The sequence below is a fragment of the Micromonospora sp. NPDC005686 genome (genome assembly GCF_042871665.1).
GTDB lineage: Bacteria > Actinomycetota > Actinomycetes > Mycobacteriales > Micromonosporaceae > Micromonospora.
The window spans coordinates 83,733-106,063 of sequence record NZ_JBIAIY010000012.1 but is presented as its reverse complement, the minus strand read 5'-3'; the positions used below and the strand labels follow the sequence as shown (position 1 = coordinate 106,063).

The window sequence follows — 22,331 nt, the reverse complement described above, 5'->3', positions numbered from 1 at the left end:
GGTCAGGCCCGCCGCCCGCCGACACCGGCGGGCTGGCTAAACGAACGCCGTGGCGCGTTCATGACGAGGCGGACTCCCCTGCTGTGTCTCGCGTGCCCCGGGGGGCACGCAGTGCTCTGGCGGAAGAATACAGGCAGACGGCCGCCGCCGCAGCCAGGTTCAGGCTCTCCGCGCGCCCGTGCAGCGGCACCCGGACCCGGGCGTCAGCGGCGCCGGTCATCTCCTCGGGCAGGCCGTGCGCCTCCGAGCCGAACAGCCACGCGGTGGGGGCGGCCAGCCGCCCGGCGTCGGCGAGGTCATCCAGGTCGCTGTCGCCGTACCCGGTGGTGGCGAGGATCTCCAGGCCGGCGGCCCGCAGCGCCTGAACGGCGGCGAGCGGGTCGGCGGCGCGGACCACGTCGACGTGGAAGAGGCTGCCGGCGGAGGCCCGCACGCACTTGCCGTTGTAGGGGTCGACCGCCTCGCCCGCGAACACCACGGCGCCCGCGCCCGCCGCGTCGGCGGTACGCAGCACGGTGCCGGCGTTGCCCGGGTCACGGATCCCGGCGAGCACCGCGACCAGTCGCGGCCCGCGCGCCACGGCCTGCTCCAGGGGTACGTCGAGGTGGCGGCAGACCGCCACCAGGCCCTGCGGGGCGACGGTCTCGGCCAGCGCGGCCAGGGCGTCGTCGGTCACCTCGGAGACGGGCACGTCGGCCCGCGCGGCGGTGGCGGCGAGGTCGGCGTACCGGTCCAGCGCGGCCGGGGTGCCGAACAGCTCGACCACGGTGCCGGTGCGGGCGAGCGCCTCCCGGACCGCCTGCGGCCCTTCGGCCAGGAACCGGCCGGCCTGGTCGCGGTCGCGCCGGCGTTGCAGCCGGCGGGCCGCCACCACCCTCGGGGTACGCGCGGTGAACGGCCCGGGAACGGCGTCGAGGCGCCTCCCCTGCGACGATGACTGCATGGGAGACGCCTCGATCTGCCGTACGGGGTGGGTCAGGCGGCCTGGGCCGCGGCGCCACCGGTGCCCTCGGCCGCCACGGCGGCGCGGGCCAGCTCGACGATCGCCGCGAAGGCCGCGGCGTCGTTGACGGCCATGTCGGCCAGGATCTTCCGGTCGACCTCGATGCCGGCCAGGCGCATGCCCTGGATCAGCCGGTTGTAGGTCAGGCCGTTGGCCCGGGCGCCGGCGTTGATCCGCTGGATCCAGAGCTGCCGGAAGTCGCCCTTGCGGTCGCGACGGTCCCGGTAGGCGTACTGCATCGAGTGCAGCACCTGCTCCTTGGCCTTGCGGTACAGCCGGGAGCGCTGACCGCGGTAGCCGCTCGCGGTCTCCAGCAGGGTACGACGCTTCTTCTGGGCGTTCACAGCCCGCTTGACGCGTGCCATCTCAACTCCTTCTTCGGTTCAGGTGGCGCGCGTCAGCGGCCGAGCAGCTTCTTGATGCGCTTGATATCGGCCTTGGCCAGCTCGACGGTGCCGGTCAGCCGACGGGTCTGGGTGCTGGGCTTCTTCTCCAGGTTGTGGCGAAGGCCGGCCTGCTGGGCAACGATCTTGCCCTTGCCGGTCACCTTGACCCGCTTACCCATGCCCGTGTGGCTCTTCATCTTCGGCATTGGAACGTCTTCTCCCCTGTTACTGGCCGCTGGTCTCAGCGGTCGTGCCGGTCTCACCGGCTGCTGCGGTCTCGCCGGCCGTCGGGGTCTCGCCGGCCGGAGCGGCCGGTTCCTCCGCGGTCCGGTCGCGCGGTCCACCGCGGGACGCCGTGGCGGCGACCGCGGAGGCCTTCACGGCCCGGTGCGGAGCGAGAACCATGATCATGTTTCGGCCGTCCTGCTTCGGCGCGGCCTCGACGTATCCAAGGTCCGTGATCTCGGACTCGAGCCGGCGCAGGAGCCGGTAGCCCAGCTCCGGGCGGCTCTGCTCCCGACCGCGGAACATGATCGTCACCTTGACCTTGTCGCCGGCCTTGAGGAACCGCACCACGTGACCCTTCTTGGTCTCGTAGTCGTGCGGGTCGATCTTCGGCCGGAGTTTCATTTCCTTGATGACGGTCTGCTGCTGGTTACGCCGCGCTTCGCGCGCCTTCAGTGCGCTCTCGTACTTGAACTTGCCGAAGTCCATGAGCTTGCACACCGGCGGGCGCGCCATCGGCGCAACCTCGACCAGGTCCAGGTCGACGTCCGCGGCCAGCTGCAGGGCGCGCTCCAGCGGGACGATGCCCACCTGCTCACCCTCAGGACCGACCAGTCGGACCTCACGTGCCCGGATCTGCTCGTTCACGCGTGGTTCGACGCTGATGGGGCCTCCTCGAGTCGAGTCTCCTAATGCCGACTCCGTGGGCTCCCAGGTGGGAGCCGACCCGGAAAGCAGAAGGCCCCGGCGTATGCCAGGGCCCACTCGACCGGTCGGCACGATCACAGGATCGCGCATCCGGCGTCGGGACGTGCCCGAAACCGGGACCGGACCCGGCCACCGTGGCGGCGACTCGGGTGGGAGCGGGCGCTCCGCTTCTCGACCGCCCGCACGTCAGTGACGGAGGCAGTCTGGTCGACTCCGCAACACTACACCCTCGGCCCAGGGCCGCCCAAACCGGGATCGCTGGTCAGCGGGGTGCCGGCTGGCCGGCGGACAGCGCCACCAGGTGCGCCTGGTGCAGGCGGCGCAGCGCGCGGACGGCCTCGACCGCGCTCTCCTTGTCGGCGGCCTGCAACGCGACCATCGGCAGCAGGTCGTCGTCGTGCAGCTCCAGGCTGGCCCACGGGGCGCCCCTGTCGAACCGGACACCGCGGACGACCTCCCAGGGCAGCTCGTACGAGCTGAACACGTTGCGCACCCGCACGCCCTTGGCGTCGGCGACCACCCGGGGGCGGGTGAACAGCAGGAAGCCGAGCGCGCCGAAGACGCCCAGACCGATCATGGCGAACTGGTCGCCGCGCTGGAACGTGCCGTAGCCGTTGCCGGTGGCGCCGGTCAGCGACGTCGCGACGAGGCTGAACACCACGAACAGCGTGACGGCCGACACCCAGCAGACGACCCGGACGCGGCGGGGTCGCACGGTCACCACGGAATCGCTCACCCGACCAGTCTGCCATCCGGCTCGCGCGCGTCTTCGGCCGCCACACGGTCCGGGCCGCTCCGGCGCGACCCGGAGCGGCACCGGCCTCACAGCCGGCAGGCGTGGATGTTGGTGACCAGGATCGCGCGGGCGCCCAGCTCGTACAGCTCGTCCATGATCCGGTGCACGTCGTCGCGGAGCACCATCGCCTGCACCGCGACCCAGCCCTCCCGGTGCAGCGGCGAGACCGTGGGCGACTCGATGCCCGGGGTCAGCGAGCTGGCCCGGTCGAGCAGCCCGGCCGGCACGTCGTAGGCGAGCATCACGTAGCGCCGGGCCACCAGGACGCCGTGCAGCCGGCGCAGCAGTTGCTCCTGCTGCGCGCCGCCGGGCGCGCCGGCCCGGCGGACCAGCACCGCCGAGGAGCGCAGCAGCGGCTCCCCGAAGACCACCAGGCCGGCCTGGCGCAGCGTCGCGCCGGTCTCCACCACGTCGGCGACCACGTCGGCCACGCCGAGGCGGATGGCGTTCTCCACCGCGCCGTCGAGGCGGATCACGTCGGCCTTGACGCCCAGCTCGGCCAGGTGCCGTTCGACCAGACCGGGGTACGCGGTGGCGATGCGGTGCCCGCCGAGCTGCTGGACGGAGGCGACGTCGTCGGGCCGGGCGGCGAACCGGAAGGTGGCCCGCCCGAAGTTGAGGTCCAGGATCTCCTCGGCCGGGGCGCCGGAGTCGATCAGCAGGTCCCGCCCGGTGATGCCGACGTCCAGGTCACCGGAGCCGACGTAGGTGGCGATGTCCTTGGGGCGCAGGTAGAAGAACTCGATGTCGTTCTGCTCGTCCCGGCAGACCAGGTCCTTCGGGTCGGTGCGCTGGCGGTAGCCCGCCTCGCGCAGCATCTGGGCAGCCGACTCGGCCAGGGTGCCCTTGTTGGGTACGGCGACGCGCAGCATGGGAGTGCTCCTTCGTTCGATCGGATGATCAGCGGACGGGCACTCACAGATGTCGGTAGACGTCCTTCAGTTCCAGACCGGTGGCCAGCATCAGCACCTGCGCCTGGTAGAGCAGCTGGGAGATCTCCTCGGCGGCCCGCTCCGGGCCCTCGTGCTCGGCGGCCATCCACGACTCGGCCGCCTCCTCGACGACCTTCTTGCCGATGAAGTGCACGCCCTTGGCGAGCGCCTCGACGGTGCCCGAGCCCGGGGTGCCGGCGGCGGCCTTGGCCTGCAGCTCGGCGAACAACTCCTCGAACGTCTTCACGGAAGGCGATTCTTCCAGCCGCTGCTGGTGACGGGCCGGGTGGGTCAGGCGAAGCCGACGCGGTGGGCGGACTGGGCGTCCAGGCCACGGATCGCGAGAGCGGCGTCCAGCGCCGCTACGGTCGCCGACCAGCCCTTGTCCTCGGCCGAGCCGGGCAGCCCGGCCCGGTCCCGCGCCTGCTCGATGGTGTCCACGGTCAGCACCCCGTGCGCCACCGGCTTGCCCTCGTCCAGCGCCACCCGGGTCAGCCCCTCGGTGACCGACTGGCAGACGTAGTCGAAGTGCGCTGTCGCGCCGCGTACCACCACGCCGAGCGCGACGACCACGTCGTAGCGGCGGGCCATCGCCTGGGCCACCACCGGCAGCTCCACCGAGCCGGCCACCCGGGCCACCACGGCCCGCGCCCCGCACGCCTGCGCGGCGGCCACCGCACGCTCGGTCATGTGGTCGGTCAGCTCGCCGTGCCATCGGGCGGCCACCACACCGACAGTCATCCCGGCCGCGTCCACAGCGGTCACGCCCGGCTCACCGAAACCCGCCATCGCCCTACGCTCCGATCTCGTCACCGGCGACCGGGCGGCCCATCGGCGCCTCGGTCACCTCGTCCAGTCCGTCCAGCAGGTGACCCATCCGGTCCCGCTTGGTGCGCAGGTAACGCACGTTCTCCGGGTTGGACCGCACGGGCAGCCCTTCCCGGCCCGTCACGGTGAGGCCGTACCCCTCCAGGCCGGCCCGCTTGGCCGGGTTGTTCGTCAGCAGCCGCATCGAGCGGACGCCCAGGTCGTAGAGGATCTGCGCGCCGGTGCCGTAGTCGCGGGCGTCGGCCGGCAGCCCCAGGTCGAGGTTCGCGTCAACGGTGTCGCGGCCCTGGTCCTGGAGCTGGTACGCCTGGAGCTTGTGCAGCAGGCCGATGCCGCGGCCCTCGTGCCCGCGCACGTAGAGGACCACGCCGCGCCCCTCGGCGGCGACCCGGGCCAGCGCGGCCTGCAACTGCGGCCCGCAGTCGCAGCGCAGCGAGCCGAACACGTCGCCGGTGAGGCACTCGGAGTGCACCCGCACCAGCACGTCCCGCCCGTCGCCGAGATCACCCATGACCAGCGCGACGTGCTCGGCCGGGTCGTGCTCGACGCGGTAGCCGAGCGCCCGGAACACGCCGTACGGGGTGGGCATGCGCGCCTCGGCGGCCAGCTCGACCTGCTTCTCGGTACGCCGCCGGTAGGCGATCAGGTCCGCGATGGTGACCAGGGTCAGCCCGTGCTCGGCGCAGAACTTCTCCAGGTCCGGCAGGCGCATCATGGTGCCGTCGTCGTTCACCAGCTCGCAGAGCACCCCCGCCGGGCGCAGCCCGGCCAGCCGGGTCAGGTCCACCGCCGCCTCGGTGTGCCCGGGGCGGCGCAGCACCCCGCCGGCGCGGGCGCGCAGCGGCACCACGTGACCGGGCCGGGCCAGGTCGGTCGGGCCGGTGGCGGCGTCGGCGAGCAGCCGGATGGTGTGCGACCGGTCGGCGGCCGAGATGCCGGTGCTGACGCCCTCCCGGGCGTCCACCGTCACCGTGTACGCGGTGCCGCGCCGGTCCTGGTTGGTGTGGTGCATCGGCGGCAGGTCGAGCCGGTCGCACTCGTCCTCGGTCAGCGGCACGCAGATGTAGCCGGAGGTGTAGCGGACCATGAACGCCACCAGCTCCGGCGTGGCCAGCTCGGCCGCGAAGATCAGGTCGCCCTCGTTCTCGCGGTCCTCGTCGTCGACCACGACGACGGGGCGCCCGGCGGCGATGTCCGCCACCGCCTGCTCGATCGATCCGAAAGTGGTCATGCCACTGCCTCCGAGTACGTCGCCGGGATCGGGGCGGGCGCGGTCGCGACGGCCCGGGAGGTGCGCCACCAGCTGTACATGCCGGCGGCGCAGAACGCGCCGTAGACCAGGTACATGGCGGCCGACGGGTAGAAGCCGCCGCGCAGCAGCAGCGGCACGCCGACCGCGTCGACGGCGATCCAGATCAGCCAGAACTCGACCCAGCCGCGGGCCATGCCGTAGGTGGCGAGCAGGCTGCCGACCAGGATCCAGGCGTCCGGCAGCGGGCCCCACGAGCCGAGCGCGGCGAGCACCGGGTATGCGGCGGCGGTGCCGACGGCGGCGGCCACCAGCAGGCCGAGCCGCTCCCGCCAGGTGGCCCAGCGCGGCACCACGGCCGGCTCGTCCCCGCCGCCGGCGCGGCGGTTGCGCGACCAGCGCCACCAGCCGTAGACGCTGACGGCGAAGAAGAAGACCTGCCGGCCGGCCTGGCCGTAGAGGTCGTGCGCCTGCGGGGTGACGAAGACGCCGCCGAGGAACACGGTGAGCAGCAGCGCGTTGCCGATCATGCCGACCGGCCAGGCCCAGACCACCCGGCGCAGCCCGAGCAGCGCCGAGGCGAGCCCGAAGACGTTGCCGACGATCTCCCGGACCAGCACCGGCGAACCCGCCACGTGCACCTGGGCGTCGAGCAGCCAGCCGAGCGGGCCCATCACCGGGCACCCCCCGCGTTCCGGTCGCCGAGCAGCCGCTCGACGTACTTGGCCAGCACGTCCACCTCCAGGTTGACCGGGTCGCCGAGCTGCTTCGTACCGAGGACGGTGAGCTTCAGCGTCGTGGGGATCAGGCCGACGGAGAACCAGTCGTCGCCCACCTCGGCGACGGTCAGGGACACGCCGTCGACGGTGATCGAGCCCTTCTCCACCACATAGCGGGCCAGCCCGGCGGGCAGCCGGAACCGCACCGTCTCCCACTGCGCGGCCGGCTCCCGGGCGATGATCTCGCCGACGCCGTCGACGTGGCCCTGGACCAGGTGTCCGCCGAGGCGGCTGTTGAGCGCGGCGGCCCGTTCCAGGTTGACCGGGTCGCCGGGGCGCAGCGCGCCGAGCGCGGTGCGGCGCAGCGTCTCGCCCATCACGTCGGCGGTGAACACGCCGCCGTCGACGTCGACCACGGTGAGGCAGACGCCGTTGACCGCGATGGAGTCGCCGTGCCGGGCGTCCGAGGTGACGAGCGGGCCGCGGATGGCGACCAGCGCGGAGTCGTCGCCGGTCTCGGTGCTCCGGACGATCTCGCCCAGTTCCTCGACGATGCCGGTGAACATGTCAGGCCTCCCTCTTCCGGGGCAACGCGGTGATCCGCAGGTCGGGGCCGACCCGCGTAACGTCGGTGATCTCCAGGTCGATGGCGTCGGCGATGGTCGTCACGCCGGCGCCGAGCAGCGCGGTCGGGCCGGCGCCGAGCAGCTTCGGCGCGACGTACCCGACGATCCGGTCGACCAGGCCGGCGGCGAGGAACGCGCCGGCCAGCGTCGGCCCACCCTCCAGCAGCGCGGCCCGCACGCCCCGGTGGTGGAGCTCCGCGAGCAGCGCGGCCAGGTCGACCCGGCCGTCCGGCCCGGCGCCGACCTCCGCGGCGGTGGCCACCCAGGTGCGGGCGGCGCCGTCGCGCACGCGGGCGTCGGCCGGGGTACGCCCCGAGCTGTCCACCACCACCCGCAGCGGCTGCCGGATGGCCAGGGTGCCGTCGCGCAGGTTGCGGGCGGTCAGGCGCGGATCGTCGGTGAGCACGGTGCCCACCCCCGCGAGCACCGCGTCGACGGTGCCGCGCAGCGCGTGCACGTCGATCCGGGCCGCCTCGGAGGTGATCCACATGCTGGTGCCGTCGGCGGCGGCGGAGCGCCCGTCGAGCGTGGCCGCGTACTTCCAGATCAGGTACGGCCAGCCGCGGCGCATCGAGGTGAGCCAGGCGACGTTGCCGGCCTCGGCCTCGTGCGCGCGTACCCCCAGGGCGACCCGGACCCCGGCGGCGCGCAGCGTGGCCGCGCCGCCCGAGGCGATCGGGTTGGGGTCGGGCACCGCGATGACCACGCGGGACACCCCGGCGGCGATGAGCGCGTGGCTGCACGGGCCGGTGCGGCCGGTGTGGTCGCAGGGTTCCAGGGTGACGACGGCGGTACCGCCGCGGGCGCGCGTGCCGGCCTGTGCCAGCGCGACGATCTCGGCGTGCGGGCCGCCGGCGTACGCGTGGAAGCCCTCGCCGACCACCTCGCCGTCGGCGTCGAGCAGCACGCAGCCGACCACCGGGTTGGGGCTCGTGGTGCCGAGTCCGCGCGCGGCCAGTTCGATGGCACGCCGCATCGCCTCGTCGACTGAGACGCTCGCCATGGCCGCCTGTCCTCCCGCTCGCCGGTCGCGCGCGGGCGGTTCGGGAGGAACGGCCACGAAAGCCGCGGACACGCGGCGGCGGAGAACCCGGGGACGGCGACGCCGACCCCGGGGAGCCCACGCGGCGGCTGAGGGTGCTCAGCGGCCGGCAGGGGCCTCCCCCGTTCCGCGCGCTGTCTCCCATCCGGACTTTCTGGGGACGGACGAGCCGCACCCCAACCGTCGGCCCCGGATTCTCACCAGGTCCACCGTCCGGCCGAAGCCGTCCGGGTCGCGGGCTTACCACGGTCGGACCGTGGATCACCGCCGGTTCGGAATTTCACCGAGCCCCGCCAGCGCGTGGTGGGTATACGGGAAGTCTTACACGTTCCACCGCGGCGCGCGCCACAGAGGCGAGCTACCTCACAGCAGGACCGCACGATCACGTAACGCCGCGGCGGCGGTCCACCGCCACGTACGACCCGGGCTGGCTCTTGGCCACCGTCTTCATCTCGGAGGCCATGGCGATGGCCTCCAGCGGATCGGTGAAACGCTTGCCGGAATCGGACAGCGACACGCCGATGGAGAGTGTGACGAGCGCGGCGCGGCGGATGTTGCCCCGCCGGTCCTTCAGCTCCACGAAGCCGCGTTCCCGGTCGGTGGAGTCGTAGAGCGCGTCCGCGGCCTTCTCGAAGTCGACCACGGCCCGGCTGGTCAGCGGCCGGACCTGGCTGGGGGTGCAGACGATGACGAAGTCGTCGCCGCCGACGTGGCCGAGGAACGCCGGCGGGACCCCGATCGACACCACCGCCCGGTGCAGGCTGCGGGCCAGCGCCGAGATGAACTCGTCGCCGCGCACGAAGCCGTACCGGTCGTTGACGCTCTTGAACCGGTCGATGTCGATGTAGCCGACGGCGTAGTCGACGCCGTCGCGTACCCGGTCGCTGATCTCCCGCCGGATCCGGCTGTTGCCGGGCAGGCCGGTCAGCGGCGAGACCTCCCGGAACTCCTTGTTACGCCGCAGCGTGGAGTTGACCCGGGCCACCAGTTCCAGCGTGTCGAACGGCTTGACCAGGTAGTCGTCGGCGCCGACGCTGAGCCCGTTGACCTTGTCCTGGGTCATCCCCTTGGCGGTGAGCATGATCACCGGCAGAGCCGAGGTCATCGGGTCGGCGCGCAGCCGCCGGGTCAGCTCCAGCCCGTCGATGCGCGGCATCATCAGGTCGACCACGGCCAGATCGGGCCGCTGCCGCTCGATGATCTCCAGCGCCTCCTGGCCGTCGGCGGCGTGCAGCACCTCGAAGCCGTGCAGGCGCAGGTTGAACTCGACGAAGCGGGCGATGTCCTCGTCGTCGTCGACGACGAGGATCACGTCGGGTCGCTCGCCGGCCGGGTCCATCTCAGGCCCCGGTCATCGCGCGTTCCGCCAGGCCCCGCAGGCGGCGTACGGCCTCCGCGGGGTCGTCGGCGCCGTAGACGGCGGTGCCCGCGACGAACGCGTCGGCACCGGCCGCGGCGGCCTGCTCGATGGTGTCCGCGGCGATGCCGCCGTCGACCTCGATGCGCAGCTCCAGGTGCCCGCTGTCGACGTGCCGGCGGGCCGCGCGCACCTTGTCCAGCAGGTGCGGCAGGAATCGCTGGCCGCCGAAGCCGGCCTTGATCGTCATGATCAGCAGCGTGTCGAAGCTCGGCAGCAGCTCCAGGTACGGCTCGATCGGGGTGTCCCGGTCGATCGCCAGCCCCGCCTTCGCCCCGGCCGAACGCAGGTCCTTGGCCAGCGCCACCGGGTCGTCGCACGCCTCGGCGTGGAACGTGACGTTGTACGCCCCGGCGTCGGCGTACCCGGGCGCCCAGCGGCGCGGGTCGGTGATCATCAGGTGCACGTCGAACGGGATCCCGGTGACGGCGCGCAGGCTCTGCACCACCGGCAGCCCGATGGTCAGGTTGGGCACGAAGTGGTTGTCCATGACGTCCACGTGCAGCCAGTCGGCGGCGGACTCCACGGCACGGACCTCGTCGGCGAGGCGGGCGAAATCGGCGGCCAGAATGCTCGGCGCGACGATCGGCGGCGGTACGGTCACCGGGCCAGTGTACGAACGCGATGATCCGGAGGTCGCGGCGCGCCTCCCGGAGCGACCATCGGTGACCTCGCCGTCACCCGCGGTGCACAATCCGGCCGTCCGGAGAGAAAATCGGCACGAATAGTCGTCGGTGACTGGCCGATCGATTGAAAGATGACGAAACTCCTACAGGGACGGTCACGTATGCTGCACGCCCGGGCGCGGGGGACGCCGGTCGAGCCTGCGCCGACCGGCTGCCATCTCTCCCGGAAGGGGCGGACGATGCGACGGTGGCTCCTCGTGCTCGCGCTGGCCGGTGCCGCGACCGCGGTGCTCGCGGGCTGCGCTCAGGCACACCGGGCCGACGGCGACCTGATCGACGACTGGGCGGCGCTGCCGGCGCCGCAACCGTTCGTCCCGGCGTCCGAGACGTGCCTGCCACGGCTGGGCACCGTGGTGGCCGCCGCCACGTACGAGACGGTGAACTGCGCGGGCAGCCACCTGGCCGAGACCGTGCACGTCGGCCGCTTCAACGGGGCGGCGGCGCAGGGCGTACGCCCGGAACCCGGCTCCCCGGCGCTGCGCACCGCGCGCGCCGAGTGCGACCAGCGGGCCCGGGAGATGATCGGCGGGGACTGGCGGGCCGCCCGGCTCGCGCTGAACATCGCGCTGCCGACAGTCACCGCCTGGACGTCCGGCGCCCGCTGGTTCCGCTGCGACCTGGCCGAGACCGACAGCATCGACAACACCCGGCCGGTCAACCGGGTCGGCAGCCTGCGGGGCGCGCTCGTCGGCGACAACCCGCTGCTGCACAGGTGCTTCGACCCGAAACTGATCGGCCAGAACCTCAACTACATGGCCCCGGTGCTCTGCACCGAACCGCACCGGGCGGAGTTCGTCGGCGTGTACGAGGAACGCGACATGAGCTGGGCGGAGTTCACCCGGGGCGCGCCCGCCACGCACCGGCGTTGCATGACGCTCATCGCCGCGTTCGCCGAGGTGCCGGACAACGCCGAACTGCCGTACCGGGCCGGGTCCATCTTCTACCCGCCGTCGCAGCGGGAGTGGGAGGAGGGCGACCGGGGCGTGCGCTGTTTCCTGTGGAGCGACGACCGCAAGCTGAACCGCTCGGTGCGCGGCGCCGGACCCGAGGGACTGCCTGTCGCCTGAGCGGCTGCCGTATGCTGCACCGCCGAGGCGTACCGGTCGACCGGGCGGCGCCGGACGCGCGGGGAGGTCGGTCGGGATGCGGCGATGGCGGGTGGCGGTCACCGTGGGCGCGGCGCTGGCACTGGCGCTCGGCGGCTGTGCCGCGCCGGCCGGAGTGGACCGTGACCTGGTCGACGACTGGCCCGCGTTCGCCGCGCCGGCCGGGTTCGTGCCGCAGTCCGGGGCCTGTCATCCCACGGTCGCCGACGTCGGCTACCTCAGCGGCTACCAGCCGGTCGACTGCGCCACCCCGCACCGCACCGAGACGCTGCACGTGGGCACGATGACCGGAGCGGAGGCGGAGCGTTCCGCGCCGCCGCGTACCGGCTCGGCGGGAATGCGTGCCGCGCACGCCGACTGCGCCCGCCAGGTCACCCGGGCCGTCGGCGGGGACTGGCGCGGCGGGCGGATGCGCCTGGCAGTGGTCTTCCCCTCGGCGCTCGCGTGGTCCGGCGGCGCCCGCTGGTACCGCTGCGACGTCGCGGAGATCACCGACCTGGACGAGGGCGCCGTGTCGCAGCGCACCGGCAGCCTGCGCGGCGCGTTGAAGCCCGGATCGAAGCTCGCGCTCGGCTGCTTCAACCCGAAGCTGAGCAAGAACGAGGTGCAGTCGATGCGGCCGGTGGCCTGCGCCAGCAAGCACCACGCCGAGTTCGTCGGCGTCCACCAGGCGCCGGACATCAGCTACGCGGAGTTCGAGCGCACGTCACTGCGGACGCACAAGGCCTGCCGCGGCCTCATCGCCAAGTACGCCGGGCTGCCGAACGACGGCAACATGCAGTACCGGGCCGGCACCATCATCTACCACCCGTACGAGGAGCAGTGGCGTGACGGCGACCGGGGAGTGCAGTGCTTCCTGTGGGTCTCCGGGCGGACGCTGACCCGCTCGGTCAAGGGCGCTGGCGCCAAGGCGCTGCCGATCAACTAAAGACCCGGGCGGGGCGGGCACGCTCGCCCACCCCGCCCGGGGCCGCTCAGCCGACCTGCAGCGTCACGTCGTCCACGACGAAGCTGGTCTGCAACGAGGAGTCCTCGACCCCGGTCCACTTCAGCGTGACCGTCTGACCGGCGTACGCGGCCAGGTTGAAGGTGCGCTGGGTGTAGCCGGTGGCCTTGTTCAGGTTCGAGTACGTGGCCAGCGTGGTCGAACCGACCTGCACGGTCAGCTTGTCGTACGCGGTCGAGGTGGTCGTCTCGGCCGTGTCGATGTGCAGCCAGAACGAGAACGTGTAGCTACTGCACCCGGCCGGCAGCGTGACCGACTGGGACAGCGACTCGGTACGCGAGGAGCCGTACCCGTTCATCCACGCCTTGTACGACCCGGTGCGGGCCGCCTGGCTGGAGCTGTTGGTGATCACGCCGGAGCTGGCCGTCCACGGCGCGGTGCCGGACTCGAAGCTGCTGTTGCCGATGAGCTGGCCGCCGGTGCAGCCGCCGCTGCCGCCGGTCACGGTGATCGTGTAGCTGGCGGTGCGGGTGGCCGAGCCGGTGCCGGTCACGGTGAGGGTGAACGTGCCGGTGGTGGCCGACGACGAGGCGGTGACGGTCATGGTGGCCGAGCCGCCCGAGGTGACCGAGGACGGGCTGAAGCTCACCGAGACGCCGCTCGGGGCGCCGCTGGCGGACAGCGCCACGGTCTGCGCGCTGCCTGCGGTGGTGGCGGTGCTGACCGTGGCGGTGGTGGAGCCGCCCCGGGCGACGCTGCCGGAGGTGGGGCTCACCGAGACGGAGAAGTCGTTCGTCGGCGTGCCGCCACCGACCGCGAGCTGCCAGATCGTGTACGCCACGCCGTCGGCGGCCCGGTTGAGGATGGTCGTGTTGATGTTGCTGGTGTTGTCGCAGGAGCGGTGGTAGCACCCGTCGTACGCCGCGCCCGCGGTGCCGCCCCACTTGCTGGCCTGCGCCGAGCTCTTGGTGTAGCTGGCGCCCGCCGCGTAGCCGGAGGTCTGGATGCCGGCGTTGGCGAACGAGTAGTCGTCCGAGCGGCCCTGCCCCTCGGTGTTCTCCTCGGGCGAGATGCCGAAGGAGTCCCAGTACGCCTTCAGCGGCGCGGCGGTGGCCGAGGTGATCCGGTTGATGAAGTAGCCGCCGTTGAGCGAGCCGACCATGTCGAAGTTGTAGTAGCCCTTGATGTAGCCGCGCTGGGTGGAGCTGAGCTGGTTGACGTAGTGCTTGGAGCCCTGGAGGCCCTGCTCCTCGCCGTTCCACCAGGCGAACCGGACCCGCTTGGTCATGGTCGGGTTCTGCGCGGCCAGCACCAGCGCGTTCTCCAGCAGTGCCGACGAGCCGGAGGCGTTGTCGTTGATGCCCGGGCCGGCGGCGACGCCGTCCAGGTGCGCGCCGAACATGACGACCTGGTCGGACGGGCCCTGCGGCCACTCGGCGATCAGGTTGTTGCCCGGGTAGGTGCAGGTGGAGCAGTTCTGCTCGGTGACCGTGTAGCCGGCGGCCTGGAGCTTGCCCTTGACGTAGTTGACCGACGCCGTGTAGCCGGCCGAGCCGGAGCGCCGGTTGCCGCCGTTGCTGGTGGCGATGGAGTTGAACTGGGTGAGGTGGGCCTGGATGTTGCTCAGGGAGACGTCGGGCGCGGCGAGCGCGGCGACGGCCGGGGCGGGGGCGGCCGGGGCGGGCGCGGCGGAGGCGGTGCCGGCCAGGCTCGCCGTCGTCAGCGTGGCGACGAGGGCGAGCGCGAGGCTCGTGGTCGGCGTTCTACGTCTCATGGAGACTCCTCGTGGGGGGTTCGCGGCGGGCGGGGGTGCCGGGACCGGTGGTCGAAACAGTTACATGCATCGATCACACAGTCAACGGGCTGTCACATCCCACCGGCCCCCTCCCTCCACCGGGATGCCGCACACGCTCCATCCCTCCCCATTTCTCCGCATGATCAAGGAGTTCGTGTCCGGGCACGGCGGCCCCGAGGACACGAACTCCTTGATCGACTGCGGGAAGAGCGGGTCAGACGCGGCGGAGGACCGCGAGGAACATGGCGTCGGTGCCGTGGCGGTGCGGCCAGAGCTGCACCGTGGGGCCGTCACCCAGGCCCGGCATGCCGGCCGGCAGCAGCGGCCGCGCGTCGACGAAGTCGACGGCGAAACCGCACCGCCGGGCCGCCTCGGTCACCGTCACGTGCGTCTCCACCACGTGCGGCGAGCAGGTCACGTACGCGACCAGGCCGCCCGGCCGGGCCGCCCGCAGCCCGGCGGTGAGCAGTTCCCGCTGCAACCGGGTCAGCGGCGGCAGGTCCGAGGGCTGGCGGCGCCACCGCGCCTCCGGGCGGCGGCGCAGCGCGCCCAGCCCGGTGCACGGCGCGTCCACGAGCACCCGGTCGAAGTGCCCCTCCGGCAGCTCCGGGTCGCCGCCCACGGTGCGCCCGTCGATGTTGAGCACGGTCACCGGCAGCCCGCGGGTGGCCTGGGCGACCAGTCGGGCCCGGTGCTCGGCCACCTCGACCGCTGTCAGCCGCGCGCCACGGGGCGCGGCGAGCGCGCCGAGCAGGCCCGACTTGCCGCCCGGGCCGGCGCACAGGTCAAGCCAGCGGCCGTCCGGGCCGTCGAGCGGGGCGGCCACCAGCGCGTCCGCCACCAACTGGGAACCCTCGTCCTGCACGTGCGCGCGGCCGTCGGTCACCGCCGGCAGGTCACCCGGCGCGCCGCCGGAGAGGTAGACCGCGTACGGCGAGAACGCGCCGGGGGCGCCGCCCACCTCGTCGGCGAGCGCCACCGGATCGGCCAGGCCCGGCCGGGCGCACAGGTGCACCGGCGGGCGCTCGTTGTCCTCGATGAGCAGCCGGGTCGTCTCACCCATGTCGCCGCCGAGCGCCTCGGCGAACGACCGCACGATCCACTGCGGGTGGCTGTACGCGAGCGCGAGGTGCCCGACCGGGTCGGTCTCCTGCGCCGGGGCGAGCCTGGCCACCCAGGCGTCGGCGTCCCGGGTGGTGATCTCGCGCAGCACCGCGTTGGCGAACCCGGTGGCGCCCGGCCCCACGGATCGGACCAGGTCCACGGTCGACGACACCGCCGCGTGCGGGGGCACCCGGGTGTGCAGGATCTGGTACGTCCCGAGCCGCAGCGCGTCGCGCACCGGCGGGTCGATGCGCTGCACGTCCCGCCCGGCCGCGTCGGTGACGATCGCGTCGAGCGTGCCGGTGTGCCGCAGCGTGCCGTAGGTCAGCTCGGTGGCGAACGCGGCGTCCCGGCCGGTCAGCCCGGCCTCGCGCAGCATCGCCGGGAGCACCAGGTTGGCGTACGCGTCGTCGCGGTGCACCGCCGCGATCACCTCGTAGGCGACCTGCCGGGGCAGGTCCACCGCCGGACGGGCCGGACGGCGCTCGCCCCGGCGGTCGCCGCCGCGCCGGTCGCCGCCGCGCCGGTCGGCACGCTCACGGTTGCCGAACCGGTCGTCACCCCGGCGCTCGGAGGCGGGCCGGTCGGCGTGCTCGCGCGCGTACCCCCGGGAGCGCTCGCCCTCGACGGGCCGGTCCGGACGCGTCGGCCCCGTCACGCGAACACCTCCCCGGCGGTGACCCGGGCGCCGCGCGCCCAGTCGCCGGCTGGCATGGCCTTCTTGCCGGCGGCGCGCACCTCGCCGAGGCGCACCGGCGTGGTGGCGGTGCCGACGAGCACGCCGGACTTCTCCACGTGCAGCTCCCCCGGCTTCAGCTCCGGACCGTCGGCAACCGGGGTGACCGGGCCGAGCTTGACCCGGTCGTCGCGGAACGTGGTCCACGGGCCGGGCGCGGGCGTGCAGGCGCGGATGCGCCGATCCACCGCGAACGCGGGGTCGCCCCAGCGGACCCGGGCGTCCTCCACGGTCAGCTTCGGGGCGAGCGAAACGCCGTCGGCGGGCTGCGGCACGGCCCGGGCGGTGCCGGCGCCGATCGCGTCGAGGACGGCGACCAGCAGCCCGGCGCCGGAGTGCGCGAGCCGTCCCAGCAGGTCACCGGAGGTGTCGGCGGGGCGGATCTCGTCGGTGACGGTGCCGTAGACCGGGCCGGTGTCCAGCCCCTCCTCCAGCTCGAAGACGCTGGCTCCGGTCAGCTCGTCGCCGTGCAGCACGGCGTGCTGCACCGGGGCGGCGCCGCGCCAGGCGGGCAGCAGCGAGAAGTGCAGGTTGATCCAGCCGTGCCGGGGGATCTCCAGCGCCACCGGCGGCACCAGCGCGCCGTAGGCGACCACCGGTACGCAGTCCGGCGCCAGCTCGCGCAGCCGGTCGAGGAACTCCGGCTCGCGTGGACGGGCCGGGGTGAGCACCTCGACGCCGTGCGCGTCGGCCCACGCGCCGACCGGCGAACGGACCAGCCCACGGCCACGCCCGGCCGGGGCGTCGGGGCGGGTGACCACGGCGAGCAACTCGTGCCCGGAGGCGGCGATCGCGTCCAGGGCCGGTACGGCGACAGCCGGCGTGCCGGCGAAGACCAGGCGCATCCGGGTCACCGCCCCAGGCCGAACGGGTTGCCGGCGGCGTGCGGGCTGAGCTTGACGGTGGGCGGGGCGGCCTGGTCGTACCACTCGGCCTGGCGGATCGCCTTCATGGCCTCCTTGCGGCCGGCCTGGTCGAGCCGGTCGACGAAGAGGACGCCGTCGAGGTGGTCGGTCTCGTGCTGCACGCAGCGGGCCATCAGGCCGGTGCCGACGATCTGCAACGGGTCGCCGTAGCCGTTGAAGCCCTTGGCGATCACGTTCTGCCGGCGCTTGGTGTCGAAGTAGAGCCCGGGGATGGACAGGCAGCCCTCCGGGCCGTCCTGTTCCTCGGCGTCGGGGAACTCCAGCACCGGGTTGACCAGGTGGCCGAGGACGTCGTCGACGTCGAAGGTGAACACCCGCAGGCCCACCCCGAGCTGCGGCGCGGCCAGGCCGGCGCCGCTCTGCTCGCGCATCGTGTCGGTCAGGTCGGTGATCAGCTTGCGCAGCTCGACGTCGAAGTCGACGACCGGGTCGGCCGGCGTGCGCAGCACCGGATCGCCGAACAGACGGATGGGCTGGACGGTCACTCGGCGTGGCTCCTTGTCTGGGTCGAACGATGCGCGTCCAGTCTACGGAGTCGGCCCGGCCGCCCCGGGCGGCGTACCGGCAACGGTGACCGGGGACGCCTCCCGGCCCACGCGCACCGGCATCGTGGCGTGACCACGCAGGGTGAGCCGGACCCGCCGTTCGGGCCGGCCCGCGAGGGCCAGCTCCGGCAGCCGGCGCAGCAGCAGCGGGAACGCCACCTGCGCCTCCAGCCGGGCCAACGCCGCGCCGAGGCAGTAGTGCGGCCCGGCACCGAAGGACAGCGGCGCGATCTGGGCCCGCGACGGGTCGAAACGGGCCGGGTCCGGGTAGCGGCGGGGATCGCGGTTGGCCGCGCCGAGCATCACGATGACCCAGCTCTCCGGCGGCAGGTCGACGTCGCCGTGCCGGGACGGCGCGGTGCTCATCCGCGAGGTGAGCTGCACCGGCGAGTCGTAGCGCAGCAGCTCGTCGACGTAGGCGGGGGCGAGGTCCTGCCGCTCGCGCAACGCCGCCGCGGCGCGCGGATGCTCCAGCAGGGCCACCAGGCCGTTGCCGAGCAGGTTGGTGGTCGTCTCGAAGCCGGCCACCAGCAGCACGATCAGGTTGGCCAGCAGCTCGTCGCCGGAGAGCCGGTCGCCGCCGTCGTGCGCCTGGACCAGCGCGGTGGTGAGGTCGTCGGCCGGCGCCCGGCGGCGGGCCGCCACCAGCTCGGTGAAGTAGGCGCGCAGCTCCGCCGCGCCGCGGTCGGCCACCGCCAGCTCGTCGGCGGTGATCTCCGGTTCGAGCACGCCGGTCAGGTCGGTGGCCCAGCGCCGGAACAGCGGCCGGTCCGCCGCCGGCACGCCGAGCAGCGCGCAGATCACGCCGACCGGCAGGGGGTACGCGAACGCGGCCATGAAGTCGACCGGCTCGTCGGCGGCGAGCATCGCGTCGACCAGCTCGTCGGCCTGTGCCCGCACCACGTCACGCATGGCGGCGATCCGGCGCGGGGTGAACGCGCCGGCGGCCAGCCGCCGCATCCGGCTGTGGTCGGGCGGGTTGGTGCGCAGCATCGACCGGGAGATCGACAGGAACGCCGGGCTCTCCCGCCAGCCGGGCAGGAACTGGTCGCGCAGCGCGTCGTCCATCACCCCGAACCGCGCGTCGCGCAGGATCGCGTCGGCCTCCGCGTACCCGGTGACCACGTAGAAGACCGGCCCGGCCTGGACCACCGGGCCGTGTGCGCGCAGCCGTTCGTACGTCGGGTAGGGGTCGAGACGACCCTCGGGGGACATCAGCAGCGCGAGCGCGTCGGTGGGATCCACGATTCCGCCTCCCCAGGCATCGGAGGCCTTCATCATGCTCCGGCCCGCCGGATCGGGTGAACCCTCGCCGGCGAGGTGGCGGTGTCGCGCGCCCTCAGGCGCCGGCGCCCGGCTCCCCGGCGAGCACCGGGCCGCCGCCGAGCAGCGCGTGCTCCGGCAGCGGCAGCGCGATGCCGTGCGCGTCCTCCCAGTCGTGGATCAGCCCCGGCCGGGCCTGCGCGGTGAAGTAGTCGACGGCGCTGATCCCGCCGACCACCGGCTCGTCCACCTCGGCGACCAGCCGGGCCGCGACCATCGGCAGGCCGGCGCGCACGGCGGCGCTGAGCCGCCGGTGCCCGTCGACGACGAAGAAGTACTCGCCGGTGTAGCCGATGCTCAGCGGCTCCGGCTCGTCGCCGCTGCCGGCCGCCTCGGCGGCGTCGGCGTCCCAGAGGCCGCGCAGCGTCGACACGTCCTCGGTGGGGTACACCCGGTTCGGGTCGAGCAGCAGCAGCGGCCTGCCGGCGCGCAGCACGTCCGCGCCGAGGCGGCCCTCGTAGACGTCGACGACGTGCTGGATGACCTGCTCCGGGTTCGCCCGGGTGGTGTCGCAGACCAGGTCGTAGTTGCGCAGGCGGGCCTTGTCGACGCCGTACCGGACGATGAACCGGCTGCGCTCGCTCTCGCTGCGCTCGCGCAGCTTGGCCCGCGCCTCCTCCAGCGAGGTGTAGCTCTCCGCCGGGCCGGACGGGCGGGCCAGCACCCGCCGGGCCGCCTCGCTCGGCTCGGTGATCATGTGCACCTTGAGCGCGTCGGTGAAGAAGTGCCAGGCCAGGCGGGAGTCCATGACCAGGGACTCGCCGGAGGCGGCGATGTCGCGCTGGAGCTGGTCGACGTAGCCGTCGACGGCCTGGTCCAGCTCGGCGTGCAGGTTGAGCTGGAGGGCGGTCATCTGCCGCTCCTGGGCCATCTGGCGGTAGAGGTCGCCGACGCTGACGCGGCGCAGCCCGAGCCGCTTGGCGATCTCGACCGAGACGGTGCTCTTGCCACTGCCGAGGTCACCGTTGAAGACGATCGACTGACGAACGGTCACGACTGGTCCACCCCTGCTCACCGGCTGACTGACGACATCGAGTGTCGGCCCGACGTGCTCTGGCACCCGCCGCGCCGCGTCCCGCGCGGGGAAACCGCGCGGCTGGGCATGACGGGCGATGCTATCACCGCCCGCTACTCGATTGCCGGACCAGGTGTGCGGCAAACCCCAGCTCACGACCGTGCGCGAGGGCGCGCGTGCGCACCGTCACTCCGGTCGCCGGTCAGAACAGGGTGAGCGGATCGACCTGGAGCCGCACCGGGTCCGCCGCCTTGCGGGCGCTGCGCCGCCCGGCGGCGGCGTGCAGCGCCTCGGCCAGCGCGGCGGCCCGGGACCGGGGCACCCGGACCAGCATCCGCTCCCGGCCCTCGTCGGCCGGCACCGGGCCGAGCACCTCGGCGTCGCCCGGCAGCCGGGCGCCGGCGAGCAGGTCGGCCACCGCCTCGGCCGCACCGGTGACGCTCGCCATCCGCACCGCCGGCGGGAAGCCCAGCTCCCGCCGCTCGGCCAGTTCCCGGGCGGCGAACCACGCGGAGTCCCAGCGCAGCAGCGCCTGCACCGGGGCAAGCGCGCCGTCCGCGACCACCACCACCCGGCCGCCCGCCGTACCGGGCCGGGCCAGCGCGGCGGCGGCCATCCAGCGCCGCAGCGCCTCCTCACCGGCCCGCAGGTCGGCCCGGGTCAGCAGCGCCCACGAGTCGAGCAGCAGCACCGCGCCGTAGCCGCCCTCGACGACCGGCTCCGCGCCCGGGGTGGCGATCACCAGCCCGGCCCCGCCCGGCACGCTCGCCAGCACCTCCTCCCGCCCCGAGGTGCGCACCGGCACGCCGGGGAACGCCCGGCCCAGTTCCTCGGCGGTCCGCCGGGCGCCGGTCACCGAGGCGCGCAGCCGCCGCCCGCCGCACTCCGGGCAGGCGTACGCGGCGGCCACCCGGCCGCACCAGCGGCAGGCGGGCGTGCCCTGCGCCGAGGGCAGGGCGAGCGGCCCGGCGCAGTGCTCGCAGCGGGCCGGGGCGCGGCAGTCGGCGCAGGCCACCGACGGCACGTAGCCCCGGCGGGGCACCTGCACCAGCACCGGCAGGTCCCCGCGCAGCGCGTCCCGGGCGGTGGTCCAGGCCAGGCTCGGCAGCCGCGCCGAGGCCGCGCCGGGATCGCGGGCCAGTTGCGGGTCGTCGCCGGTGGGCGCCATGGCCGGGGTACGCGCGCGCACCACCGCCCGGTCGGCCGTCACCTCGCGCGCCCAGCCGGTCTCCACCAGCAACTGCGCCTCGGCGGTACGCGCGTACCCGCCGACCAGCGCGGCGACGTCGCCGAGCTGCGCCCGGGTGAGCAGCACGTCCCGGGCGTGCGGGTAGGGCGCGCGCGGCTCGGCGTGCAGGTCGTCGCCGTCGTCCCAGACCGCCACCAGGCCGAGCCGCCGCACCGGGGCGAACATCGCCGCCCGGGTTCCGACCACCACGTCCACCTCGCCCGTGCGGGCGGTGAGGAAGGCCCGGTAGCGGCGGGCCGGGCCGTCTGCGGCGGTGAGCCGGACGTGCCGTCCCGCGCCCAGCACGGCGGTCAGGGCGGCGTCGAGGCGGTCCAGGTCCCGGGCGTCGGCCACCACCACCACCGCGCCCCGGCCGCCGGCCACCGTGGCGGCGACCGCGTCGGCGTACCGGTCGGCCCAGTCCTCCCCCGGCAGCGCGGACCAGACCGCGCGGGCGGGCCGGCCGTCGGTGAGCGCGCGCAGCAGCGCCGGCCCGGCCGGGTAGTCCCGCCAGCCGCGCGGGTCCACCTCCGCCAGGGCGGGCACGGCGCCGCCGGCGGGCGCGGGGCTGTCGGCGGGTTCGGTGCCGTCGGCGGGCGCTTGACCGCCGTCGGGCGCGGGCACGTCGGTGGACGGCGCGGCGGCGTCCGTGACGGCCTTCTCGGCGCGGGCGTGCCGGGGCGGCACCGCGAGCCGGAGCACGTCGGCCAGGCTGCCGGCGTACCTGTCGGCGACCGCCCTGGCCAGCCGGGCCACCTCCGGGGAGAGCACCGGCACCGGGGAGACGACCTTCTCCAGGTACGCCAGCTTCGGATGCTCGGACGACTCGGCGCGCTCCAGCAGCCAGCCGTCGACGAGCTGCCCGGCGAACCGCACCTTCACCCGCACCCCGGGCCGGGCGTCGGCGTCGAGCGCCTCGGGCACCAGGTAGTCGAACGGGCGGTCGAGGTGGGGCAGCGGGACGTCCACACAGACGCGCGCGACCGGCGA

At 74.1% G+C, this 22,331-nt stretch carries 22 protein-coding genes, 1 pseudogene and 1 riboswitch; of the genes and pseudogenes, 2 read left to right on the top strand and 21 right to left on the bottom strand.

The window, feature by feature from the left end; all coding sequences use genetic code 11:
* Positions 1-58: 58 nt before the first annotated feature.
* The 14 genes and pseudogenes from ACFYON_RS25395 to rpe all read right to left on the bottom strand — a co-directional run bounded on the left by ACFYON_RS25395 (position 59) and on the right by rpe (position 10,535).
* A complete protein-coding gene (locus ACFYON_RS25395; protein ID WP_354866880.1) occupies positions 59-943 on the bottom strand; it encodes an RNA methyltransferase in 885 nt (294 codons plus the stop codon).
* Between the two features lie 32 nt (positions 944-975).
* Positions 976-1,368 carry a 50S ribosomal protein L20 gene (rplT, locus tag ACFYON_RS25390; protein WP_354866882.1) on the bottom strand — a complete coding sequence of 131 codons (393 nt, stop codon included), beginning with the start codon at positions 1,366-1,368 and terminating at the stop codon, positions 976-978.
* A gap of 32 nt (positions 1,369-1,400) precedes the next feature.
* Complete coding sequence (rpmI, locus tag ACFYON_RS25385; protein WP_184684674.1) at positions 1,401-1,595, bottom strand: 50S ribosomal protein L35; 195 nt, start codon at positions 1,593-1,595, stop codon at positions 1,401-1,403.
* A gap of 19 nt (positions 1,596-1,614) precedes the next feature.
* Entirely contained in the window at positions 1,615-2,262 is a 648-nt protein-coding gene (infC, locus tag ACFYON_RS25380) for a translation initiation factor IF-3 (RefSeq protein WP_354867591.1), read from the bottom strand.
* A gap of 322 nt (positions 2,263-2,584) precedes the next feature.
* Positions 2,585-3,058 carry a PH domain-containing protein gene (locus ACFYON_RS25375; RefSeq protein ID WP_354866884.1) on the bottom strand — a complete coding sequence of 158 codons (474 nt, stop codon included), beginning with the start codon at positions 3,056-3,058 and terminating at the stop codon, positions 2,585-2,587.
* A gap of 86 nt (positions 3,059-3,144) precedes the next feature.
* On the bottom strand, positions 3,145-3,990 hold the full coding sequence (hisG, locus tag ACFYON_RS25370; RefSeq protein WP_357706808.1) for an ATP phosphoribosyltransferase: 846 nt from the start codon (positions 3,988-3,990) through the stop codon (positions 3,145-3,147).
* A gap of 43 nt (positions 3,991-4,033) precedes the next feature.
* Positions 4,034-4,315, bottom strand: coding sequence for a phosphoribosyl-ATP diphosphatase (locus ACFYON_RS25365; RefSeq protein WP_198039659.1), 282 nt, complete (start codon positions 4,313-4,315; stop codon positions 4,034-4,036).
* 26 nt (positions 4,316-4,341) lie between these two features.
* A complete protein-coding gene (ribH, locus tag ACFYON_RS25360) occupies positions 4,342-4,839 on the bottom strand; it encodes a 6,7-dimethyl-8-ribityllumazine synthase (RefSeq protein ID WP_355097335.1) in 498 nt (165 codons plus the stop codon).
* 4 nt (positions 4,840-4,843) lie between these two features.
* A complete protein-coding gene (locus tag ACFYON_RS25355) occupies positions 4,844-6,109 on the bottom strand; it encodes a bifunctional 3,4-dihydroxy-2-butanone-4-phosphate synthase/GTP cyclohydrolase II (protein ID WP_354866892.1) in 1,266 nt (421 codons plus the stop codon).
* Entirely contained in the window at positions 6,106-6,801 is a 696-nt protein-coding gene (pnuC, locus tag ACFYON_RS25350; RefSeq protein WP_354866894.1) for a nicotinamide riboside transporter PnuC, read from the bottom strand. Before pnuC ends, ACFYON_RS25355 begins: the two co-directional genes overlap by 4 nt.
* Positions 6,791-7,412: pseudogene (locus tag ACFYON_RS25345) on the bottom strand (riboflavin synthase); the annotation flags it as partial. The gene pnuC and the pseudogene ACFYON_RS25345, both read right to left, overlap by 11 nt.
* Position 7,413: 1 nt before the next feature.
* Complete coding sequence (gene ribD, locus ACFYON_RS25340) at positions 7,414-8,475, bottom strand: bifunctional diaminohydroxyphosphoribosylaminopyrimidine deaminase/5-amino-6-(5-phosphoribosylamino)uracil reductase RibD (protein WP_355095665.1); 1,062 nt, start codon at positions 8,473-8,475, stop codon at positions 7,414-7,416.
* Between the two features lie 168 nt (positions 8,476-8,643).
* Positions 8,644-8,816, bottom strand: a riboswitch (FMN riboswitch).
* An 80-nt stretch (positions 8,817-8,896) separates the two neighbouring features.
* Positions 8,897-9,853 (bottom strand): response regulator, encoded by a 957-nt coding sequence (locus ACFYON_RS25335; RefSeq protein ID WP_354866900.1) that lies wholly within the window; start codon positions 9,851-9,853, stop codon positions 8,897-8,899.
* Between the two features lies 1 nt (position 9,854).
* Positions 9,855-10,535, bottom strand: coding sequence for a ribulose-phosphate 3-epimerase (gene rpe, locus ACFYON_RS25330; protein WP_354866902.1), 681 nt, complete (start codon positions 10,533-10,535; stop codon positions 9,855-9,857).
* A 261-nt stretch (positions 10,536-10,796) separates the two neighbouring features.
* Here rpe and ACFYON_RS25325 point away from each other — a divergent pair, with 261 nt between their 5' ends.
* Together ACFYON_RS25325 and ACFYON_RS25320 are read left to right on the top strand one after the other, a co-directional pair.
* Positions 10,797-11,684, top strand: coding sequence for a septum formation family protein (locus ACFYON_RS25325; RefSeq protein WP_355095666.1), 888 nt, complete (start codon positions 10,797-10,799; stop codon positions 11,682-11,684).
* 76 nt (positions 11,685-11,760) lie between these two features.
* Positions 11,761-12,651 (top strand): septum formation family protein, encoded by an 891-nt coding sequence (locus tag ACFYON_RS25320; RefSeq protein WP_354866905.1) that lies wholly within the window; start codon positions 11,761-11,763, stop codon positions 12,649-12,651.
* A gap of 46 nt (positions 12,652-12,697) precedes the next feature.
* Here the strand turns inward: ACFYON_RS25320 and ACFYON_RS25315 are convergent, their stop codons facing one another.
* From ACFYON_RS25315 to ACFYON_RS25285, 7 genes are all read right to left on the bottom strand, one after another.
* Positions 12,698-14,443 carry a M28 family peptidase gene (locus tag ACFYON_RS25315; protein ID WP_354866907.1) on the bottom strand — a complete coding sequence of 582 codons (1,746 nt, stop codon included), beginning with the start codon at positions 14,441-14,443 and terminating at the stop codon, positions 12,698-12,700.
* Positions 14,444-14,678: 235 nt separating this feature from the next.
* On the bottom strand, positions 14,679-16,226 hold the full coding sequence (locus tag ACFYON_RS25310; protein WP_354866909.1) for a transcription antitermination factor NusB: 1,548 nt from the start codon (positions 16,224-16,226) through the stop codon (positions 14,679-14,681).
* On the bottom strand, positions 16,223-17,149 hold the full coding sequence (gene fmt, locus ACFYON_RS25305) for a methionyl-tRNA formyltransferase (protein ID WP_354867595.1): 927 nt from the start codon (positions 17,147-17,149) through the stop codon (positions 16,223-16,225). The genes ACFYON_RS25310 and fmt overlap by 4 nt, the downstream gene beginning before the upstream one ends.
* 5 nt (positions 17,150-17,154) lie before the next feature.
* Positions 17,155-17,715, bottom strand: a complete 561-nt coding sequence (gene def, locus ACFYON_RS25300) for a peptide deformylase (RefSeq protein WP_354866911.1) — start codon at positions 17,713-17,715, stop codon at positions 17,155-17,157.
* A 42-nt stretch (positions 17,716-17,757) separates the two neighbouring features.
* Positions 17,758-19,020, bottom strand: a complete 1,263-nt coding sequence (locus ACFYON_RS25295) for a cytochrome P450 (RefSeq protein ID WP_354866913.1) — start codon at positions 19,018-19,020, stop codon at positions 17,758-17,760.
* Positions 19,021-19,114: 94 nt separating this feature from the next.
* Positions 19,115-20,092, bottom strand: coding sequence for an AAA family ATPase (locus ACFYON_RS25290; RefSeq protein ID WP_354866915.1), 978 nt, complete (start codon positions 20,090-20,092; stop codon positions 19,115-19,117).
* Positions 20,093-20,315: 223 nt separating this feature from the next.
* On the bottom strand, positions 20,316-22,310 hold the full coding sequence (locus tag ACFYON_RS25285; RefSeq protein ID WP_354866917.1) for a primosomal protein N': 1,995 nt from the start codon (positions 22,308-22,310) through the stop codon (positions 20,316-20,318).
* Positions 22,311-22,331: the final 21 nt, after the last annotated feature.